Below are 15,394 nucleotides of genomic sequence, written 5' to 3' on the forward strand. Positions count from 1 at the left end.
TCCCCACGCTCTCCCTGTTCTTGTGTGTCCGGGGGTGCGCGGGGTGCGCTGGGGCGGGGGGGTGGGCGGGGCCCGGACCAACGGTCCGGGCCCTTCCGCGTACGGCCCCCGGGGCCCTCAGAGCTCCCGGTGCACCTTCGTGTTCGAAGCCTGGGCCCGGGGCCGGACCACCAACAGGTCGATGTTGACGTGGCTGGGCCGGGTCACCGCCCACGCGACCGTCTCGGCCACGTCCTCCGCGGTCAGGGGCTCGGCCACCCCCGCGTACACCTTGGCCGCCTTCTCGGTGTCCCCGCGGAAACGCGTGGTGGCGAACTCCTCGGTCTTGACCATGCCCGGCGCGATCTCGATGACCCGCACGGGCTGCCCGACGATCTCCAACCGCAGCGTCTCGGCCAGTACCCGGGCCCCGTTCTTGGCGGCGACGTACCCTGCACCGCCCTCGTACGTGCCGTGCCCGGCCGTGGAGGACAGCACCACGACGGTCCCGTCGCCGGACGCGACGAGCGCCGGCAGCAGCGCCTGCGTCATGTGCAGCGTGCCGATCACGTTGACCTCGTACATCGTGCGCCAGTCACCCGGATCACCGGTCGCGACCGCATCGGCCCCGAGCGCCCCGCCGGCGTTGTTGACCAACACCTCGCAGCGCTCCAGGGAGGCCGCGAAGGCATCGACGGCAGCCCGGTCGGTGACGTCCAGCGCGTACGCCGCCGCAGACCCGCCACCGGCGGCGATCTCGTCCGCGAGGGCCTCGATACGGTCCTTGCGGCGCGCGGTGAGGACGACGTGGTAGCCGGCCTCGGCGAGCTGCCGGGCGGTGGCCGCGCCGATCCCGCTGCTGGCGCCGGTGACTACGGCGGTCCGGGTGCTCATGTACGGGCTCCTCGTTCGTACGGGCGAATACCCGCCAGCATAAGAGGGAGCCCAGCGCCCCCGCGGGGCGTACATGATCACGGCCATCCCGGCCAGGCACACCACGTGGTGGAACGGCGGCGCAGCCGACCGGAACCGTACGGGGCTTCCCGGCAGCCCATCGTCCGTCCGGTGCGGGCCGGTCCACCCAGGAATGCCGAAGGCTGCCGGGAAGCCCCGGAGGATGGCCAGGAGGACGGGTCAAGGGTCGGCCCGATCAGAGCAGCCAGCCCCTGGCTCCGCCGTGCCCGGGCCTCGTGCGCCCAGGATCACCAGGGCCGGCCGGCACCGGCCCGGCCCCAGCGCGCCCTGTGCGAAATGTCGGCCGGCACCGGGCCCGGGCCCGGCCACCTGCACGAAATGTCGGCCACGAGCCCGTCCCAGCCACCGCAAGCGCCCCAGATCGCTACGCGCTCCCCATTGATCGGCGGCCAGCCGTGCGTGCGGGTTGGGGAGGCGCAGCGTTAGGAGGCGGCTACGCCGCCGAATTCCTCCACCGCGTTCGTGACGATGCGTTCCAGGCGGGCGTGGTGGGCGCCGCGCCAGTAGACGCGGTCGCACTCCGTGCACTGTGCGAAGACGTCGTACGTGCGGTGGGTGCCGCTCTGCAGGCGGTCGCCGACGCTGTCCTTGTCGGCGTCCTGCAGGGGGCCGTTGCACGCGGTGCAGCGGGTCCAGGGGGCCAGGGCGGGGGCGAACCGGCCGAGGACGTCGCGCAGTTGCTCGTCGGGGTTGTCGCTGTAGACGTACGCCCCCGCGAAGATCTCGCGGCGCCGCAGCAGTCCGCGGTCGCGGGAGAGGAGGACGCGCTGCTCGTCGGCGGAGCGGGTGGCGAGGGCGGGGTCGCCGATGTCCTCGTTCTCGTACGCGGCGTCCACGCCGAGCAGGCGCAGGCGGCGGGCGAGCGTGCCGAGGTGGACGTCGAGGAGGAAGCGGAGGGGGGCGCCGGCGATCTGTTGCGGGCGGTCCACGCCGAACACCTCGACGGACTGCCCGGCCCGGGGCACGTACGAGACGGGCACTTCGTGGCCGTCGACGAGGAGCCGGCCGACCTCGGTGAGCGGGACTCCGGCGGATTCGACGACGTGGCCGAGGCTGGAGGCGCCGTCGGTCGGGGTCGGTACGCGGTCGGCCCGTCGGCTGGGCGCGGCGAAGAGGCGCAGCTCGGGGGCGAGGGTGAGGTGAATGCCGGGTCCGTTCACGCTGCCAGGATGCCATCGAGGGGTGGGGCCGCGCGGGGGAATTACGAGGTGGGGACGGGGCCGGGATCCGCCGCCGTGGGGCGGCGGATCGGGGTCAGGGCCAGACCAGGCAGTAGGGCTGGTGTCCTGCTTCGTGGAGACGCTGGCTGAAATCCTGCCATTCGTGGAGCAGCTGGTAGACGTTGAAGGCGTCGCGGGGGCCGCCGCGGTCCGGGACCGTCGACCAGATGAACGCCGCCGCGCCGACCGACTCCTCGCCGATGTCGCGCAGCGGGTCGACCACGGTCATGGGCAGCTTCACCACCGCGTAGTCGGGGTGGAGCACGACCAGCTCCAGCGGCGGCACCTTGTGCAGGGGTATTCCCTGGATGCCGGTCAGGACCATCGCGGCCATGGTCTCCGGCTTGATCTTGGTGAACATGCCGCCCATGCCGAGCTCGTCGCCGCCGAGCTCTTCCGGGCGCATCGTGACCGGGACGCGGGCGGCCGTCGCCCCGTCCGGGGCGCCGAAGTACTTGTACGTCACGCCCATGCCGCGCCCCTTGGGCAGGGCGTCGTCTTCCGCTTCCTCCGGCGGTGCCGGCACGGGTTCGGCTGCGTCCGCGGCCCGGCGACGGTGCCTGCCCCGGCGGCGGGCTTCGCGGGCCTCGCGGGCGCGCTGCGGGTCGAGGTCGTCCGTACCCTCGCCCGGTCCACCACCGCGTTGCATATCTCCACCCGACTGGTCTTGCCTGTCACGGCCCCGCGGCTCCCGCCACGCAGCCCGATCATCATGGCAGTGACCTCCCCCCGGGCGGCGCGGTGAAACGCCCGTCCGCAAGTCGGTCGCGGCCTGATGAGACCATGGCTGGTGTGAGCTACCCGTACCCGTATGAAGCCAAAGTCTCGCAGACTCTCTTTGACCGTGCGTCCCTCGTGACGCCTGGCGGCGTGAACTCTCCGGTGCGTGCCTTCCGCGCCGTGGGTGGAACGCCCAGGTTCATGGTGTCCGGTACCGGTCCGTACCTGACCGATGCCGACGGCCGCGAGTACGTCGACCTGGTCTGCTCGTGGGGGCCGATGATTCTCGGCCACGCCCACCCGGCCGTCGTCGAGGCCATCCAGGCGGCCGTCGCCCGCGGTACCTCGTTCGGTACGCCCGGCGAGGGCGAGGTCGCGCTCGCCGAGGAGATCGTCGCCCGCATCGAGCCCGTCGAGCAGGTCCGTCTGGTCTCCTCCGGTACGGAGGCGACCATGTCGGCGATCCGCCTGGCCCGCGGGTTCACGGGCCGGTCGAAGGTCGTGAAGTTCGCCGGCTGCTACCACGGGCACGTGGACGCTCTGCTGGCCGCCGCCGGTTCCGGTCTGGCGACTTTTGCGCTTCCGGATACGCCCGGTGTCACGGGTGCGCAGGCCGGCGACACGATCGTGCTCCCTTACAACGACCTCGAAGCGGTGCGGGCGGCGTTCGCCGCGCATCCCGGTGAGATCGCCTGTGTGATCACCGAGGCGGCGCCCGGCAACATGGGCGTGGTGACGCCCGCGGAGGGCTTCAACCAGGGGCTCGCGGACCTGTGCCGGGAGAACGGCGCCCTGTACGTCTCCGACGAGGTCATGACGGGCTTCCGCACCTCGCGTGCCGGCTGGTACGGGGTCGACGGCGTGAAGCCCGACCTGATGACGTTCGGCAAGGTCATGGGCGGTGGCTTCCCGGCCGCGGCGTTCGGTGGGCGTGCCGACGTGATGGGGCACCTGGCCCCCGCCGGCCCGGTCTACCAGGCGGGCACCCTCTCCGGGAACCCGGTCGCGACCGCCGCCGGCCTGGCGCAGCTGCGCCTGCTCGACGAGGCCGCGTACGACAAGGTCAACGCGGTGTCCGCGCAGATCCAGGGCCTGGTCACGGACGCGCTCGCCAAGGAGGGCGTGGCCCACCGGCTGCAGACCGCGTCCAACATGTTCTCCGTCTTCTTCACGCAGGAGCCGGTCCGCAACTACGACGACGCGAAGACGCAGGACGCCTTCCGCTTCAACGCGTTCTTCCACTCGATGCTGTCGCAGGGGGTCTACCTCCCCCCGTCGGCGTTCGAGTCGTGGTTCGTCTCCACCGCCCACGACGAGGCGGCCGTCGAGCGGATCGCGGCCGCGCTGCCCGCCGCGGCGCGCGCTGCCGCGCAGGCGCAGCCGGAGGTCGGGGCATGAGCGACATCACCGTCGTCCACCTGATGCGCCACGGCGAGGTGGAGAACCCGGACGGGGTCCTCTACGGCCGCCGTCCCGGCTACCACCTGTCGGAGCTGGGCCGCCGTATGGCGGAGCGGGTCGCGGACCACTTGAAGGACCGGGACGTCACGTACGTGGTGTCCTCCCCGCTGGAGCGGGCGCAGGAGACGGCGACGCCGGTCGCCCGCAGCCACGGCCTGGACCTGGCGACGGACGCGCGGCTGTTGGAGGCGGAGAACGTCTTCGAGGGCAAGACGTTCGGCGTCGGTGACGGTGCGCTGCGCAAGCCGGGCAACTGGAAGCACCTGACGAACCCGTTCAAGCCGTCCTGGGGCGAGCCGTACGTGGACCAGGTCGTCCGGATGATGAGCGCGATCGAGGCGGCTCGGGACGCGGCCCGCGGCCACGAGGCCGTGGCGGTCTCCCACCAGCTGCCGATCTGGATCGTGCGGAGCTTCGCGGAGAAGCGCCGGCTGTGGCACGACCCGCGGCGGCGGCAGTGCACCCTGGCCTCGCTGACGTCGTTCACGTTCCAGGGCGACAAGCTGGTGTCGGTGGGTTACAGCGAGCCGGCCCGGGACCTGGTTCCGCCGCACCTGCTGGCCGGGGCGAAGCCGGTGAAGGGGAAGTCGAAGGCGTTCGGCGCCTGAGGTCGGCCGTCGCGGGCCTGACCAGCGGCTTGTCAGTGCCCGCGGGGGGCGCGGAAGATCGGCAAATCGCTCATGCGAAACTTTTCACATGAGAATTGGCCGCGCCCCCCGCCGCTCGACCAGCGGCCGCGCCCTCCTGCTGACCGCGGTGACCGCCGTTGGCGCCCTGACCCTCACGGCGTGCACCGACTCCGACGGCAAGCCGTCCGGATCCGGCGGCGGCAACTACGTGACGGGTCCGAGCGGCATCTCGACCGTCGCCCGGAGCGAGCGGGTGGCCGCGCCGAAGCTGGACGGGGAGACCGTCGGCGGGGAAGGTCTCGACACCACCACCCTCAAGGGCAAGGTCGTCGTCCTCAACGTGTGGGGTTCCTGGTGCCCGCCCTGTCGGGCCGAGGCCCCGTACTTCGCGAAGGTGTCGAAGGAGCTGGCCGACGCCGGCAAGCCCGTCGCGTTCGTCGGGATCAACACCCGTGACAACAGCAAGCAGAACGCGGCCGCGTTCGAGGAGAACTTCGGGATCACCTTCCCGAGCCTGTACGACCCGGACGGCAAGCTGATGCTGCGTTTCCCCGCGGGCACCCTCAACGCGCAGGCCATCCCCTCCACGATCGTCCTCGACAAGGAGGGCAGGATCGCCGCCCGCACGCTGGCCCCGGTCAACGAGGAGCAGCTGCGTTCGATGATCGACCCGCTGCTCGCGGAGCAGTGACCTCGTGCTCCCCCCTCTTCTCACCCTGGCCGCCGAGCAGGCCGGTGTGAACACCACGGTCCTCAACGGCGCCCTGCTGCTGGCCCTGCCCATCTCGGTGCTGGCGGGCCTGGTCTCGTTCTTCTCGCCGTGCGTGCTGCCGTTGGTGCCGGGCTACCTGTCGTACGTGACCGGGGTCAGCGGCGCCGATCTGGCGGAGGCGCGGCGCGGGCGCATGGTCGCCGGGGCGAGCCTGTTCATCCTCGGGTTCACGGCGGTGTTCGTCTCGACGGGTGCGCTGTTCGGGCAGTTCGGCAACGTCCTGCTCGGCAACAAAGAGATCATCTCCCGGGTCATGGGCGGCTTGGTGATCGTGCTCGGCCTGTTCTTCATGGGGGCGATCCCGGGCCTGACGATGCGGGAGTTCCGGTTCCACCGGAAGCCGGCGAGCGGCCTGCTGGGCGCGCCCCTGTTGGGGGTGCTGTTCGGGGTCGGCTGGACCCCGTGCATGGGGCCGACGCTGGCCGCCGTCAACACGCTCTCCCTGGACCAGGCGAGCGCCGGGCGGGGTGCGCTGCTGACGGTCGCGTACTGCCTGGGGCTGGGGTTGCCGTTCATCCTGGCCGCGGTCGCGTTCCGCAAGGCGCTGGGTGCGTTCGGCTGGGTGAAGAAGCACTATGCCTGGGTGATGCGCATCGGTGGCGGCATGCTGGTCGTGACCGGTCTGCTGCTCGTCACAGGTTTGTGGGACAGCATCGTCAGCGACATGCAGGCCTGGACCCAGGGCTTCACGGTGGGGATCTGAGGACTACACGGACATGAGTACGACCGACAAGGCGTCCACGGAGGCGTCGAACCCGTCCGCGGACTCCCCGGACTCCGCCGACGCCGCCGCGGACTCCGGCGAGGCCGCCGCCGGCGCACAGTTGTCCACCGCTCCCGCGGAGGAGTCCGGCGGCCCCGTCGGGATCGGCGTGGTCGGCTGGGTCCGCTGGTTCTGGCGGCAGCTCACCTCGATGCGGGTGGCGCTGATCCTGCTCTTCATGCTGTCCCTGGGCTCCATCCCGGGCTCCCTCATCCCGCAGACGCAGGTCGACGCGATGAAGGTGGCCGAGTGGAAGCGGAACAACGAGTTCTGGGTGCCGGTTGCCGAGAAGCTCCAGCTGTTCGACGTCTACAGCTCGGTGTGGTTCTCCGCGATCTACCTGCTGCTGTTCGTCTCGCTGATCGGCTGCATCGTCCCGCGCAGCTGGCAGTTCGTCGGCCAGCTCACCGGCCGCCCGCCGGCCGCACCCCGCCGCCTGGACCGGATGCCGGCGTACGCGACCTGGCGGACCGGGGTGTCCCCCGACGAGGTCCTGGATCACGCCCGGAAGCTGTTGGGCGGCCGGCGGTTCCGCACCGTTGCCGGAGGGTCCTCGGTCGCCGCCGAGAAGGGCTACCTGCGCGAGGCCGGCAACCTGGTCTTCCACGTCGCGCTGATCGTGATGCTGGTGGCCTTCGCCTGGGGGCAGCTGTTCAAGTCCGAGGGCGGCAAGCTCGTGCTGCGCGGCAAGGGATTCGCGAACACGCTCACCCAGTACGACGACTTCAAGTCGGGCAGCTTCTTCACCCCCGACGACCTGCCGCCGTTCTCCTTCACCCTCGACCGGTTCGACGCCTCGTTCGAGAGGTCCGGCCCGCAGAAGGGAACGGCCCGCGACTTCAAGGCGTACGTCACCTTCAGCAAGGGCGCCGACGGCGCGCCGGAGAAGCGCGAGATCCAGGTCAACGAGCCGCTGGAGGTCGACGGCGCCAAGGTCTACCTCCTCGGCCACGGGTACGCGCCGGTCATCTCGGTCACCGACCCCACCGGCAAGGTGATCTTCCGGGACGCCGTGCCGATGCTGCCGTTCGACAACAACCTCAGCTCCTCCGGCGCCGTCAAGGTCAACGACGGCTACCGGGACAAGGACGGCAAGAAGGAGCAGCTCGGCTTCAACGCCATGTTCGTGCCGACCTTCGCCGGCGAGGGCAAGGGCACGATGCTCTCCCAGTTCCCGGAGCTGGACTTCCCCGTCCTCGCGCTGAGCGCCTACCACGGCAGCCTGGGCGTGGACTCGGGCCTGCCGCAGAACGTGTACCAGCTGAACACCTCCAAGATGCAGGAGTTCAAGGACGAGAACGGGCAGCTGTTCAAGAAGCGGCTGCTGCCCGGGGAGACCATGGAGCTGCCCGGTGGGGCGGGCGTCGTGAAGTTCGAGGGCATCGAGCGGTGGGCGACCTTCTCCGTCACCCGCCAGCCCGGCAGCGGGCTCGCGCTCACCGGCGCCGTCGCCGCCATCGGCGGCCTGGCCGCGTCGCTGTTCATCCAGCGCCGCCGCGTCTGGGTCCGCGCGGTGCGCGGCGAGGACGGCACCACCGTCGTCGAGATGGCCGGCCTCGGCCGCAGCGAGTCGGCGAAGGTCCCGGAGGAGCTGGGGCAGCTGGCCGCCGCCCTGCACGACCAGGCGCCCACCGCGCCCGACCGACCCGTCAAGGAAACCGTCGAAGGAGAGCGCGGATGACGCCGCTCGCAGCCGAAGTCAACGAGAACCTGGCTCAGATCAGCAATTACCTGGTCTATTCGTCGATGGCGGTCTACACGCTCGCCTTCCTCGCGCACATCGCCGAGTGGACGTTCGGCAGCCGCAGCAAGGTGGCCCGTACGGCCGCCGCGCTGACCGGCCAGGCGAACGGCACCGCCGCCGCGCCCGCCGTGCAGGTCCGCTCCAAGGGGGGCACCGCGGTCCTCGACAAGCCGAAGGTCGTCACCCGGTCCGCACCGGGCACCCGCGACGTCCCCGACGGCCCCGGCGCCGCCGGCGGCACCGCCGAGGGCGACTTGTACGGCCGGATCGCGATCTCGCTGACCGTGCTCGGCTTCCTCCTCCAGGCGGGCGGTGTCGTCGCCCGCGCGCTGTCCGTGCAGCGGGCCCCCTGGGGCAACATGTACGAGTTCTCGATCACCTTCTCCACGGTGGTCCTCGGCGCGTACCTGCTGCTCCTCGCGCTGAAGAAGAACGTGCGCTGGCTCGGCCTGATCCTGGTCACCACCGTCCTGCTCGACCTGGGCATCGCCACCACCTGGCTGTACACCGAGAGCGACCAGCTGGTCCCGGCCCTGCACTCGTACTGGCTGTGGATCCACGTCTCCACCGCGATCTTCTGCGGCTCGGTCTTCTACATCGGCGCGGCCGGCGCGGTCCTGTACCTGCTGCGGGACTTCTACGAGGCCAAGCTCGCAGGCGGCGGCACCCCCTCGAAGATCAGCACGTCCATCCTGGAACGGTTCCCGTCGGCGGCCTCGCTCGACAAGTTCTCGTACCGCATCAACGCGGCCGTCTTCCCGCTGTGGACGTTCACGATCATCGCGGGCGCCATCTGGGCGGGCGACGCCTGGGGCCGCTACTGGGGCTGGGACCCCAAGGAGGTCTGGTCCTTCGTCACCTGGGTGGCCTACGCCGCCTACCTCCACGCGCGCGCGACCGCCGGCTGGAAGGGCCGCAAGGCCGCCTACCTGGCCCTCTTCGCCTTCGCCTGCTGGATCTGGAACTACTACGGCGTCAACATCCTGCTCAGCGGCAAGCACTCGTACGCGGGCGTCTGAGCCGCGACGGTGGCACGCTGGTGGCATGACCCCTGTGACTCATGCCACCAGCGAGAACCGGGGCGAGAACCGCTGGCTCCTGCGCTTCGAGGTGCACCTGGCCTGCGCGTACGAAGACCTGTGGCCCGCCCTGAGCACGGCGGCCGGACTGCGCGGCTGGCTGGCCGCGGCGGACGTCCTGGAACGCCGGCTCGGCGGGGCGGTCACGCTGCGCTGGCTGAACACCGGCACCACCGTCTCCGGACGGGTCACCGCCTGGGACGTCGAACGGGTCGTGGAGTACACCGTCGCCGAACAGGGCCGGCTCCGCTTCCACCTCGACCCCGTCGGGACGGACTCCACCGTGATCCGCTTCCAGGCGGAGCGCAGCGGCACCGAAGAGGACCGGCTCGACGCCCTGGCCGGCTGGCACCACCACTTCGAACTGCTGGAGGCCGCGCTCCACGGCCACCCCGCGGACTGGACGCAGTGGACCGACGCCCGCTGGGCGGAGCTCCGCGCCTCCTACGCGGCCTTCTCCCACACCTAGGACCCGGCTGCCAGGACGGGCGTACCCGCCCCGTGGTCCGCCGCGCGCGGCATGCGCGGCGGGCCACGGGGCATGAAGACCCCATGGCATCGAACCGGCGGGGAGGGGACTGGCCCGAGCGGCGGTTAGCCGGCCCGGTACGGGCCGTGGTCGTCATCGTGGCGGGATTCGGGCTCCTCCTGTGTGCGCAGCTCCTCTCGGACGACGTCCGGGAGACCCTCGCCTACCGGAAGGCAGCCGTCTGTGACGGCCGCGGCTGCATCCGCCCCGAGACGGGGACGGTGCTGGACCGCAGCATCGGGGAGCGGTGCTCGTGGAGCGGGACCGGCAGCTCCTCCACCTGGGAGTGCTCCCACGACTACCTGCTGGAGGTGTCCCGGCCCGGCGGCGGCACCGGCCTGCACGCCGTCGCCGATGACGTCTACCAGCAGGCTGAAAAGGGGGACCGGGTCCGGCTGGGCGTGTGGCGGGGCACCGTGGTCCGGCTGGAGGCGTACGGGAAGGTCGCGGAGTACGGCCCACCGGCCGCGAACCGCACGGGCGGACCGCTGCTCCTGCTGTGGGTCGTGCTCTTCACCGCCGTGTGGGTCCTGCTGAGCGGGCGGCCGCTGGTGCTGGTGCCGATGGGTGCGGCCTTCGTCGTCGTCGGCGGCCTGAACGTCGTCTTCGGCCCGGATCTCCTGTGGACGTCCCCCACGACGTTCTGGACCGCCGAAGGGGTCCTGTTGGTCGGGACGGCGATCGGGGTCGGGTACGCCGACCGCATCGTCCGCGGGTGACGGTGACGGTGACGGTGACGGGACCGGGCCGGCCGGCGGGCCCCGGGCCTGACCGGCGGCGTCAGTCCTTGTCCGGGTCCTTACCGGCGTCCTTGTCCTTGTCCTTGTCCGCGTCCTCGTCCGCGTCCTTCTCGGTGTCCTTGCCGGCGCTACCGGCGCTCCCGTCGGCGGCCCTGTTCTTCCGCTGCTCCTCGCCGAGCGACCGCAGGAACTCCGGGTTGTCGTCGGGCGCCACCCACTGCGTGCGACGCGCCCTGCCGCCCCCCACCGCGGACCGCTGCTTGCCGGCGGCCAGCCACACGACGGGGCCGACGATCGAGAAGAGCAGGATGATGATCACCCAGACCGACTTGGGGAGGTGCTTGACCTCCTCCTCGGGCGTGTTCAGGCAGTCGATGAAGGCGTAGATGGTCAGCGCGATGATCAGCAGGAACGGCAGATAGCGCAGCACGGTGTGGGACCGACTCCCCGGCGTTGACGGGGGACCCGCGCGGGGCCCCGGTGACAGGTCCAGGTTAGTCGGTGACGGATACTGGCCCCTATGGCTTACGACGATCTCCGCTCGCTGCTCCGGGCTCTGGAGCGGGAGGGCGACCTCAAGCGCATCAAGGCCGAAGTCGACCCGTACCTGGAAGTCGGGGAGATCGTCGACAGAGTGAACAAGGCGGGTGGGCCGGCCCTGCTGTTCGAGAACGTCAAGGGCTCGGACATGCCCCTGGCGATGAACGTCTTCGGCACTGACCGCCGCCTCCTCAAGGCCCTCGGCCTGAAGTCCTACGGGGAGATCAGCGACAAGATCGGCGGCCTGCTGAAGCCGGAGCTGCCGCAGGGCTTCATCGGGGTCCGCGAGGCCTTCGGCAAGCTCGGCTCGATGGTGCACGTCCCGCCGAAGAAGGTGAAGGGCGACGCCGCGCCCGTCCAGGAGGTCGTCCTCACCGGCGACGACGTCGACCTGGACCGGCTGCCGGCCCTCTTCACCTGGCCCAAGGACGGCGGCTCCTTCTTCAACCTGGGACTGACGCACACGAAGCACCCGGAAACGGGCGTGCGCAACCTGGGCCTCTACCGCCTCCAGCGCCACGACAAGCGCACCATCGGCATGCACTGGCAGATCCACAAGGACAGCCGCAACCACTACGCCGTCGCGGCCAAGCGCGGCGAGCGGCTCCCGGTCGCGATCGCGTTCGGTTGCCCGCCGGCCGTGACGTACGCGTCGACCGCGCCGCTGCCGGGCGACATCGACGAGTACCTCTTCGCGGGCTTCGTCGCCGGCAAGCGGATCGAGATGGTGGACTGCAAGACGGTCCCGCTCCAGGTCCCGGCCAACGCGGAGGTCGTGATCGAGGGCTGGCTGGAGCCGGGGGAGATGCTCCCGGAGGGCCCGTTCGGCGACCACACCGGCTTCTACACCCCGCAGGAGCCCTTCCCTGCACTGAAGATCGACTGCATCACGATGCGGAAGCGGCCGCTGCTCCAGTCGATCGTGGTCGGCCGGCCGCCGACGGAGGACGGGCCGCTGGGCCGGGCGACCGAGCGGTTCTTCCTGCCCCTGCTGAAGATCATCGTGCCGGACATCGTGGACTACCACCTGCCCGAGTCGGGCGGCTTCCACAACTGCGCGATCGTCTCCATCGACAAGAAGTACCCGAAGCACGCCCAGAAGGTCATGCACGCCATCTGGGGCGCCCACATGATGTCGCTGACCAAGCTGATCATCGTGGTCGACGCGGACTGCGACGTCCACGACCTCCACGAGGTGTCCTGGCGGGCGCTCGGCAACACGGACTACTCCCGCGACCTGACGGTGGTCGAGGGCCCGGTGGACCACCTCGACCACGCCTCGTACCAGCAGTTCTGGGGCGGCAAGGCCGGCATCGACGCCACGAAGAAGCTGCCCGAGGAGGGCTACACCCGCGACGGCGGCTGGCCCGACATGGTCGAGTCCGACCCGGCCACGGCCGCCCTCGTCGACCGCCGTTGGAAGGAGTACGGCCTGTGAGCCCCCTGGCGATGGGCGGCCCCGCCCTCTTCATCGGCACCGAGGCCTCCTACGTGGCCCTGGTGCGGCCCGAGCTCGACCCTGCCGACCCCGGGGTGCGGTTCGCCGCCGAACAAGCCGGCGTCACGCCGGAGGAGTTCGTCGGCCCCGGCGGCGTCTGGACGGTCCTCGTCGAGCACGACGGCGAGGGCGACGGCTTCGAACTGCCCGGCGTACGCGACGCCGAGCCGGCCGCCTTCGCCGAGCAGCTGCGCGCCGAGCTCGCCGGGGCGGCCGCGGCCGCCGAAACCGGTGCCGAGCCCGCGCCGTTCAGCGTGGACGGCGGCAGTGCGCTGCGCCTGGACGCCCGACCGGCGGGCGGGGACGCCTACGTGTTCACCGCCCGCATCACCCCGCCGGAGGCCGACGCCGGGCCCGACGCCGACGCGTCGGGGGCGCTGACCGTGGAAACGGGACCGGTGCCCACCGGCGAGCTGCTGGCCGACGTCGACGCGTTCCTGGAGAGCCTCGGATGATGACGACGGCAGACGGCGTACTCGGCGGCCCGGGGCCGACGGCGCCGCAGGCCCCCGGCAAGGTGAAGGCGTTCCTGCGGCTCGTGATGATCGAGCACTCCGTCTTCGCGCTGCCCTTCGCCTACATCGCCGCGCTGACCGCGATGTTCCAGCTCGACCGCAGCATGCACTGGACCGAGCTGCTGCTCGTCACCGTCTGCATGGTGGGGCTGCGGACCTTCGCGATGGCCGCGAACCGGATCATCGACCGCGAGATCGACGCCCGGAACCCGCGCACTGCGGGGCGTGAACTGGTCACCGGCGCCGTGTCGCTGCGTTCGGCGTGGACCGGGGCCGGGATCGCCCTGGTGGTGTTCCTCGGGGCGGCGGCGCTGCTCAACCCGCTGTGCCTGATGCTGGCGCCCGTCGCGGTGGTGCCGATGGTGGTCTACCCGTACGGCAAGCGGTTCACGAACTTCCCGCACGCCATCCTCGGCCTGGCCCAGGCGATGGGCCCGGTAGGGGCCTGGCTCGCGGTCACCGGGACCTGGTCCTGGGACGCGGTGATCCTGGGCCTGGCCGTGGGCATCTGGATCGGCGGCTTCGACCTGATCTTCGCCTGCCAGGACGTGGCCGCCGACCGGGCGGAGGGCGTCAAGTCGGTCCCGGCCCGCTTCGGCGTCCCGGCCGCGCTGTGGGGCGCCCGCGGCGCCCACGCCGTCGCCACGGCCCTGCTGGCCTGGTACGGGCTGGCCACCGGCGCGGGCGTGCTGTTCTGGATCGGCCTGGTGGTCGTGGTGGCCGCGTTCCTCTACGAGCACACCATCGTCACCCCGCACGACCTCTCCCGCCTGAACCGCGCCTTCTTCACGGTCAACGGCTTCATCGGCATCGCGCTCTTCGCCTGCGCCCTGCTGGACCTCGTGGTGCGCGGCCTGAGCCTGTAGCTCGAAGGGGTGAGCCGGGCCGGACCGCGGGGTGCGCGGTCTGCCCGGATGCGTAGCGTGCGGCCTACCATCGAGTGCATGGACAGGGAGGCCGACGTGACCGTTTCGGAGAGCGACCGCCTGCACTCACAGCTCAGCCGGTTCGAGGACATGTTCCCGGGCTACCGGATGGAGATCGTCGAGGGCGCCATCGTGATGAGTCCGCTCAAGCCGCACCACAACGCCACCATCTGGCAGCTGTGGAGCGCGCTGAAGCCCCAGATGTCCGAGGAATGGGGCTTCCTCAGCGATGTCGCGATCCCTTTCGACGGCGACAACGAGTTCTGCCCTGACCTCGCCGTGATCCCGGCTGCCGAAGTGGCGAAGAACCTCAATGCCTACTCGCCCGACCTGATCGAACTGGCCGTCGAGGTGGTGTCGCCGAGCAGCCGCCGCAACGACTACGAGGTGAAGACCCGCGCCTACGCCCGCCGCGGGATCCCGCACTACCTCGTCTTCGACCCGTACGAGGCGCACTGCGTGATGTTCTGGAATCCCGGGCCCGACGGCTACCGGGGCACGGACACCATCGGGTACGGCGGGACCTTCGTCGTCGAGACCGGCATCGGCAAGCTGACGGTCGACACCACGGACCTGCCCGTGGATCCCTCCGCCGTCAGCTGATCAGCTGGGGGCCCGCCGGGCGGGCCGGGGTCGGGCGGCGGTGGTAGATCGCCGTGGTGATGCCCGCGACGAGGCCGCAGAGGTGGCCCTGCCAGCTGACACCCTCGTGGATCGGGAGGATGCCGGTGAGCATGGTGCTGCCCCAGAGGGCGGCCACGCCCAGGGACACGGCGACGCCGAGGACCCTGCGCTCCACGAAACCGCGGACCAGCAGGTAGCCGAAGAGGCCGAAGACGACCCCGGAGGCGCCCAGGGTCATGGTGTTCGGCGGGGAGATCAGCCAGGTGCCGAGTCCCTCGGCCAGGATGATGATCCCGCACACCGCGAGGAAGCGGCGGATCCCGGAGAGGGCCGCGATGAAGCCGAGGACCAGCAGCGGGACGCTGTTGGAGGCGACGTGGTCGAAGCCGAAGTGGAGGAAGGACCCGGTGACGACGCCGGTCAGGCCGTCCGGGTCGCGGGCCACGACCCCGTACTGGTCGAGGGCGTGCCCGGTGGCGTAGTCGACCGCCTCCAGGACCCACAGGAGCGCCACCCACCCCAGCATCAGCTTGGCCGCTGCCTTGGCCCGGTCGGTCCGGCTCCAAGTCGGCTCGATCGTGCTGCTGCTCATCTGCTTCGCCCCCTGTGTGTCGTGCTCCGTTCCCCCGGGGAACGTCCGGCACACCTTAACGAGTGCCCGCCCGGTGTGGCCGGATAGT

17 protein-coding genes are annotated in these 15,394 nt (G+C 71.1%); 12 read left to right on the forward strand and 5 right to left on the reverse strand.

What is annotated here, in order from left to right:
• Positions 1–117: 117 nt before the first annotated feature.
• The 3 genes from ACFV7Q_RS15975 to ACFV7Q_RS15985 all read right to left on the reverse strand — a co-directional run bounded on the left by ACFV7Q_RS15975 (position 118) and on the right by ACFV7Q_RS15985 (position 2,823).
• Positions 118–873, reverse strand: a complete 756-nt coding sequence (locus ACFV7Q_RS15975; RefSeq protein ID WP_385428762.1) for an SDR family NAD(P)-dependent oxidoreductase — start codon at positions 871–873, stop codon at positions 118–120.
• Positions 874–1,376: 503 nt separating this feature from the next.
• A complete protein-coding gene (locus ACFV7Q_RS15980) occupies positions 1,377–2,114 on the reverse strand; it encodes a Mut7-C RNAse domain-containing protein (RefSeq protein ID WP_385428764.1) in 738 nt (245 codons plus the stop codon).
• A 94-nt stretch (positions 2,115–2,208) separates the two neighbouring features.
• The gene (locus ACFV7Q_RS15985) at positions 2,209–2,823 is read right to left on the reverse strand and encodes a hypothetical protein (RefSeq protein ID WP_385428766.1); all 615 of its coding nucleotides are present in this window, start codon (positions 2,821–2,823) and stop codon (positions 2,209–2,211) included.
• 134 nt (positions 2,824–2,957) lie between these two features.
• Here ACFV7Q_RS15985 and hemL point away from each other — a divergent pair, with 134 nt between their 5' ends.
• The 8 genes from hemL to ACFV7Q_RS16025 all read left to right on the forward strand — a co-directional run bounded on the left by hemL (position 2,958) and on the right by ACFV7Q_RS16025 (position 10,590).
• On the forward strand, positions 2,958–4,292 hold the full coding sequence (hemL, locus tag ACFV7Q_RS15990) for a glutamate-1-semialdehyde 2,1-aminomutase (RefSeq protein ID WP_385428768.1): 1,335 nt from the start codon (positions 2,958–2,960) through the stop codon (positions 4,290–4,292).
• Positions 4,289–4,963 (forward strand): histidine phosphatase family protein, encoded by a 675-nt coding sequence (locus ACFV7Q_RS15995; RefSeq protein WP_385428770.1) that lies wholly within the window; start codon positions 4,289–4,291, stop codon positions 4,961–4,963. The genes hemL and ACFV7Q_RS15995 overlap by 4 nt, the downstream gene beginning before the upstream one ends.
• Positions 4,964–5,051: 88 nt before the next feature.
• Complete coding sequence (locus ACFV7Q_RS16000) at positions 5,052–5,675, forward strand: TlpA family protein disulfide reductase (protein ID WP_385428772.1); 624 nt, start codon at positions 5,052–5,054, stop codon at positions 5,673–5,675.
• 4 nt (positions 5,676–5,679) lie between these two features.
• The gene (locus ACFV7Q_RS16005) at positions 5,680–6,459 is read left to right on the forward strand and encodes a cytochrome c biogenesis CcdA family protein (protein WP_385428774.1); all 780 of its coding nucleotides are present in this window, start codon (positions 5,680–5,682) and stop codon (positions 6,457–6,459) included.
• 13 nt (positions 6,460–6,472) lie between these two features.
• Complete coding sequence (locus tag ACFV7Q_RS16010; protein WP_385428776.1) at positions 6,473–8,200, forward strand: cytochrome c biogenesis protein ResB; 1,728 nt, start codon at positions 6,473–6,475, stop codon at positions 8,198–8,200.
• Complete coding sequence (gene ccsB / locus ACFV7Q_RS16015) at positions 8,197–9,282, forward strand: c-type cytochrome biogenesis protein CcsB (RefSeq protein WP_385428778.1); 1,086 nt, start codon at positions 8,197–8,199, stop codon at positions 9,280–9,282. The genes ACFV7Q_RS16010 and ccsB overlap by 4 nt, the downstream gene beginning before the upstream one ends.
• 25 nt (positions 9,283–9,307) lie before the next feature.
• Positions 9,308–9,811: an SRPBCC domain-containing protein gene (locus ACFV7Q_RS16020; protein WP_385428780.1), complete on the forward strand. Its 504-nt coding sequence runs from the start codon at positions 9,308–9,310 to the stop codon at positions 9,809–9,811.
• A gap of 83 nt (positions 9,812–9,894) precedes the next feature.
• Complete coding sequence (locus ACFV7Q_RS16025) at positions 9,895–10,590, forward strand: hypothetical protein (protein ID WP_385428782.1); 696 nt, start codon at positions 9,895–9,897, stop codon at positions 10,588–10,590.
• Between the two features lie 61 nt (positions 10,591–10,651).
• Here ACFV7Q_RS16025 and ACFV7Q_RS16030 read toward each other — a convergent pair whose 3' ends face one another.
• Positions 10,652–11,041: a PLD nuclease N-terminal domain-containing protein gene (locus ACFV7Q_RS16030; RefSeq protein ID WP_385428784.1), complete on the reverse strand. Its 390-nt coding sequence runs from the start codon at positions 11,039–11,041 to the stop codon at positions 10,652–10,654.
• Positions 11,042–11,131: 90 nt separating this feature from the next.
• Here ACFV7Q_RS16030 and ACFV7Q_RS16035 point away from each other — a divergent pair, with 90 nt between their 5' ends.
• The 4 genes from ACFV7Q_RS16035 (at position 11,132) to ACFV7Q_RS16050 (ending at position 14,693) form a co-directional block, all read left to right on the forward strand.
• The gene (locus ACFV7Q_RS16035; protein WP_360623981.1) at positions 11,132–12,589 is read left to right on the forward strand and encodes a menaquinone biosynthesis decarboxylase; all 1,458 of its coding nucleotides are present in this window, start codon (positions 11,132–11,134) and stop codon (positions 12,587–12,589) included.
• Complete coding sequence (locus ACFV7Q_RS16040) at positions 12,586–13,104, forward strand: hypothetical protein (RefSeq protein WP_385428786.1); 519 nt, start codon at positions 12,586–12,588, stop codon at positions 13,102–13,104. Before ACFV7Q_RS16035 ends, ACFV7Q_RS16040 begins: the two co-directional genes overlap by 4 nt.
• The gene (gene mqnP / locus ACFV7Q_RS16045; RefSeq protein ID WP_385428815.1) at positions 13,104–14,030 is read left to right on the forward strand and encodes a menaquinone biosynthesis prenyltransferase MqnP; all 927 of its coding nucleotides are present in this window, start codon (positions 13,104–13,106) and stop codon (positions 14,028–14,030) included. Before ACFV7Q_RS16040 ends, mqnP begins: the two co-directional genes overlap by 1 nt.
• Positions 14,031–14,108: 78 nt before the next feature.
• The gene (locus ACFV7Q_RS16050; RefSeq protein WP_385428788.1) at positions 14,109–14,693 is read left to right on the forward strand and encodes a Uma2 family endonuclease; all 585 of its coding nucleotides are present in this window, start codon (positions 14,109–14,111) and stop codon (positions 14,691–14,693) included.
• Here the strand turns inward: ACFV7Q_RS16050 and ACFV7Q_RS16055 are convergent.
• The gene (locus ACFV7Q_RS16055; protein WP_385428789.1) at positions 14,686–15,306 is read right to left on the reverse strand and encodes a rhomboid family intramembrane serine protease; all 621 of its coding nucleotides are present in this window, start codon (positions 15,304–15,306) and stop codon (positions 14,686–14,688) included. The genes ACFV7Q_RS16050 and ACFV7Q_RS16055 overlap by 8 nt on opposite strands.
• Positions 15,307–15,394: the final 88 nt, after the last annotated feature.

Source organism: Streptomyces sp. NPDC059851 (assembly GCF_042732005.1).
Classification (GTDB): domain Bacteria; phylum Actinomycetota; class Actinomycetes; order Streptomycetales; family Streptomycetaceae; genus Streptomyces.

What these genes read in the sequence shown, in the direction of transcription:
- ACFV7Q_RS15985 (WP_385428766.1), bottom strand. Translation starts at nt 2,823, where the DNA reads ATGCAACGCGGTGGTGGACCGGGCGAGGGTACGGACGACCTCGACCCG.
- ACFV7Q_RS16025 (WP_385428782.1), top strand. Translation starts at nt 9,895, where the DNA reads ATGGCATCGAACCGGCGGGGAGGGGACTGGCCCGAGCGGCGGTTAGCC.
- ACFV7Q_RS16050 (WP_385428788.1), top strand. Translation starts at nt 14,109, where the DNA reads ATGGACAGGGAGGCCGACGTGACCGTTTCGGAGAGCGACCGCCTGCAC.
- ACFV7Q_RS16000 (WP_385428772.1), top strand. Translation starts at nt 5,052, where the DNA reads ATGAGAATTGGCCGCGCCCCCCGCCGCTCGACCAGCGGCCGCGCCCTC.
- mqnP (WP_385428815.1), top strand. Translation starts at nt 13,104, where the DNA reads ATGACGACGGCAGACGGCGTACTCGGCGGCCCGGGGCCGACGGCGCCG.
- ccsB (WP_385428778.1), top strand. Translation starts at nt 8,197, where the DNA reads ATGACGCCGCTCGCAGCCGAAGTCAACGAGAACCTGGCTCAGATCAGC.
- ACFV7Q_RS16035 (WP_360623981.1), top strand. Translation starts at nt 11,132, where the DNA reads ATGGCTTACGACGATCTCCGCTCGCTGCTCCGGGCTCTGGAGCGGGAG.
- ACFV7Q_RS15975 (WP_385428762.1), bottom strand. Translation starts at nt 873, where the DNA reads ATGAGCACCCGGACCGCCGTAGTCACCGGCGCCAGCAGCGGGATCGGC.
- ACFV7Q_RS16055 (WP_385428789.1), bottom strand. Translation starts at nt 15,306, where the DNA reads ATGAGCAGCAGCACGATCGAGCCGACTTGGAGCCGGACCGACCGGGCC.
- ACFV7Q_RS15995 (WP_385428770.1), top strand. Translation starts at nt 4,289, where the DNA reads ATGAGCGACATCACCGTCGTCCACCTGATGCGCCACGGCGAGGTGGAG.
- hemL (WP_385428768.1), top strand. Translation starts at nt 2,958, where the DNA reads ATGGCTGGTGTGAGCTACCCGTACCCGTATGAAGCCAAAGTCTCGCAG.
- ACFV7Q_RS16020 (WP_385428780.1), top strand. Translation starts at nt 9,308, where the DNA reads ATGACCCCTGTGACTCATGCCACCAGCGAGAACCGGGGCGAGAACCGC.
- ACFV7Q_RS16010 (WP_385428776.1), top strand. Translation starts at nt 6,473, where the DNA reads ATGAGTACGACCGACAAGGCGTCCACGGAGGCGTCGAACCCGTCCGCG.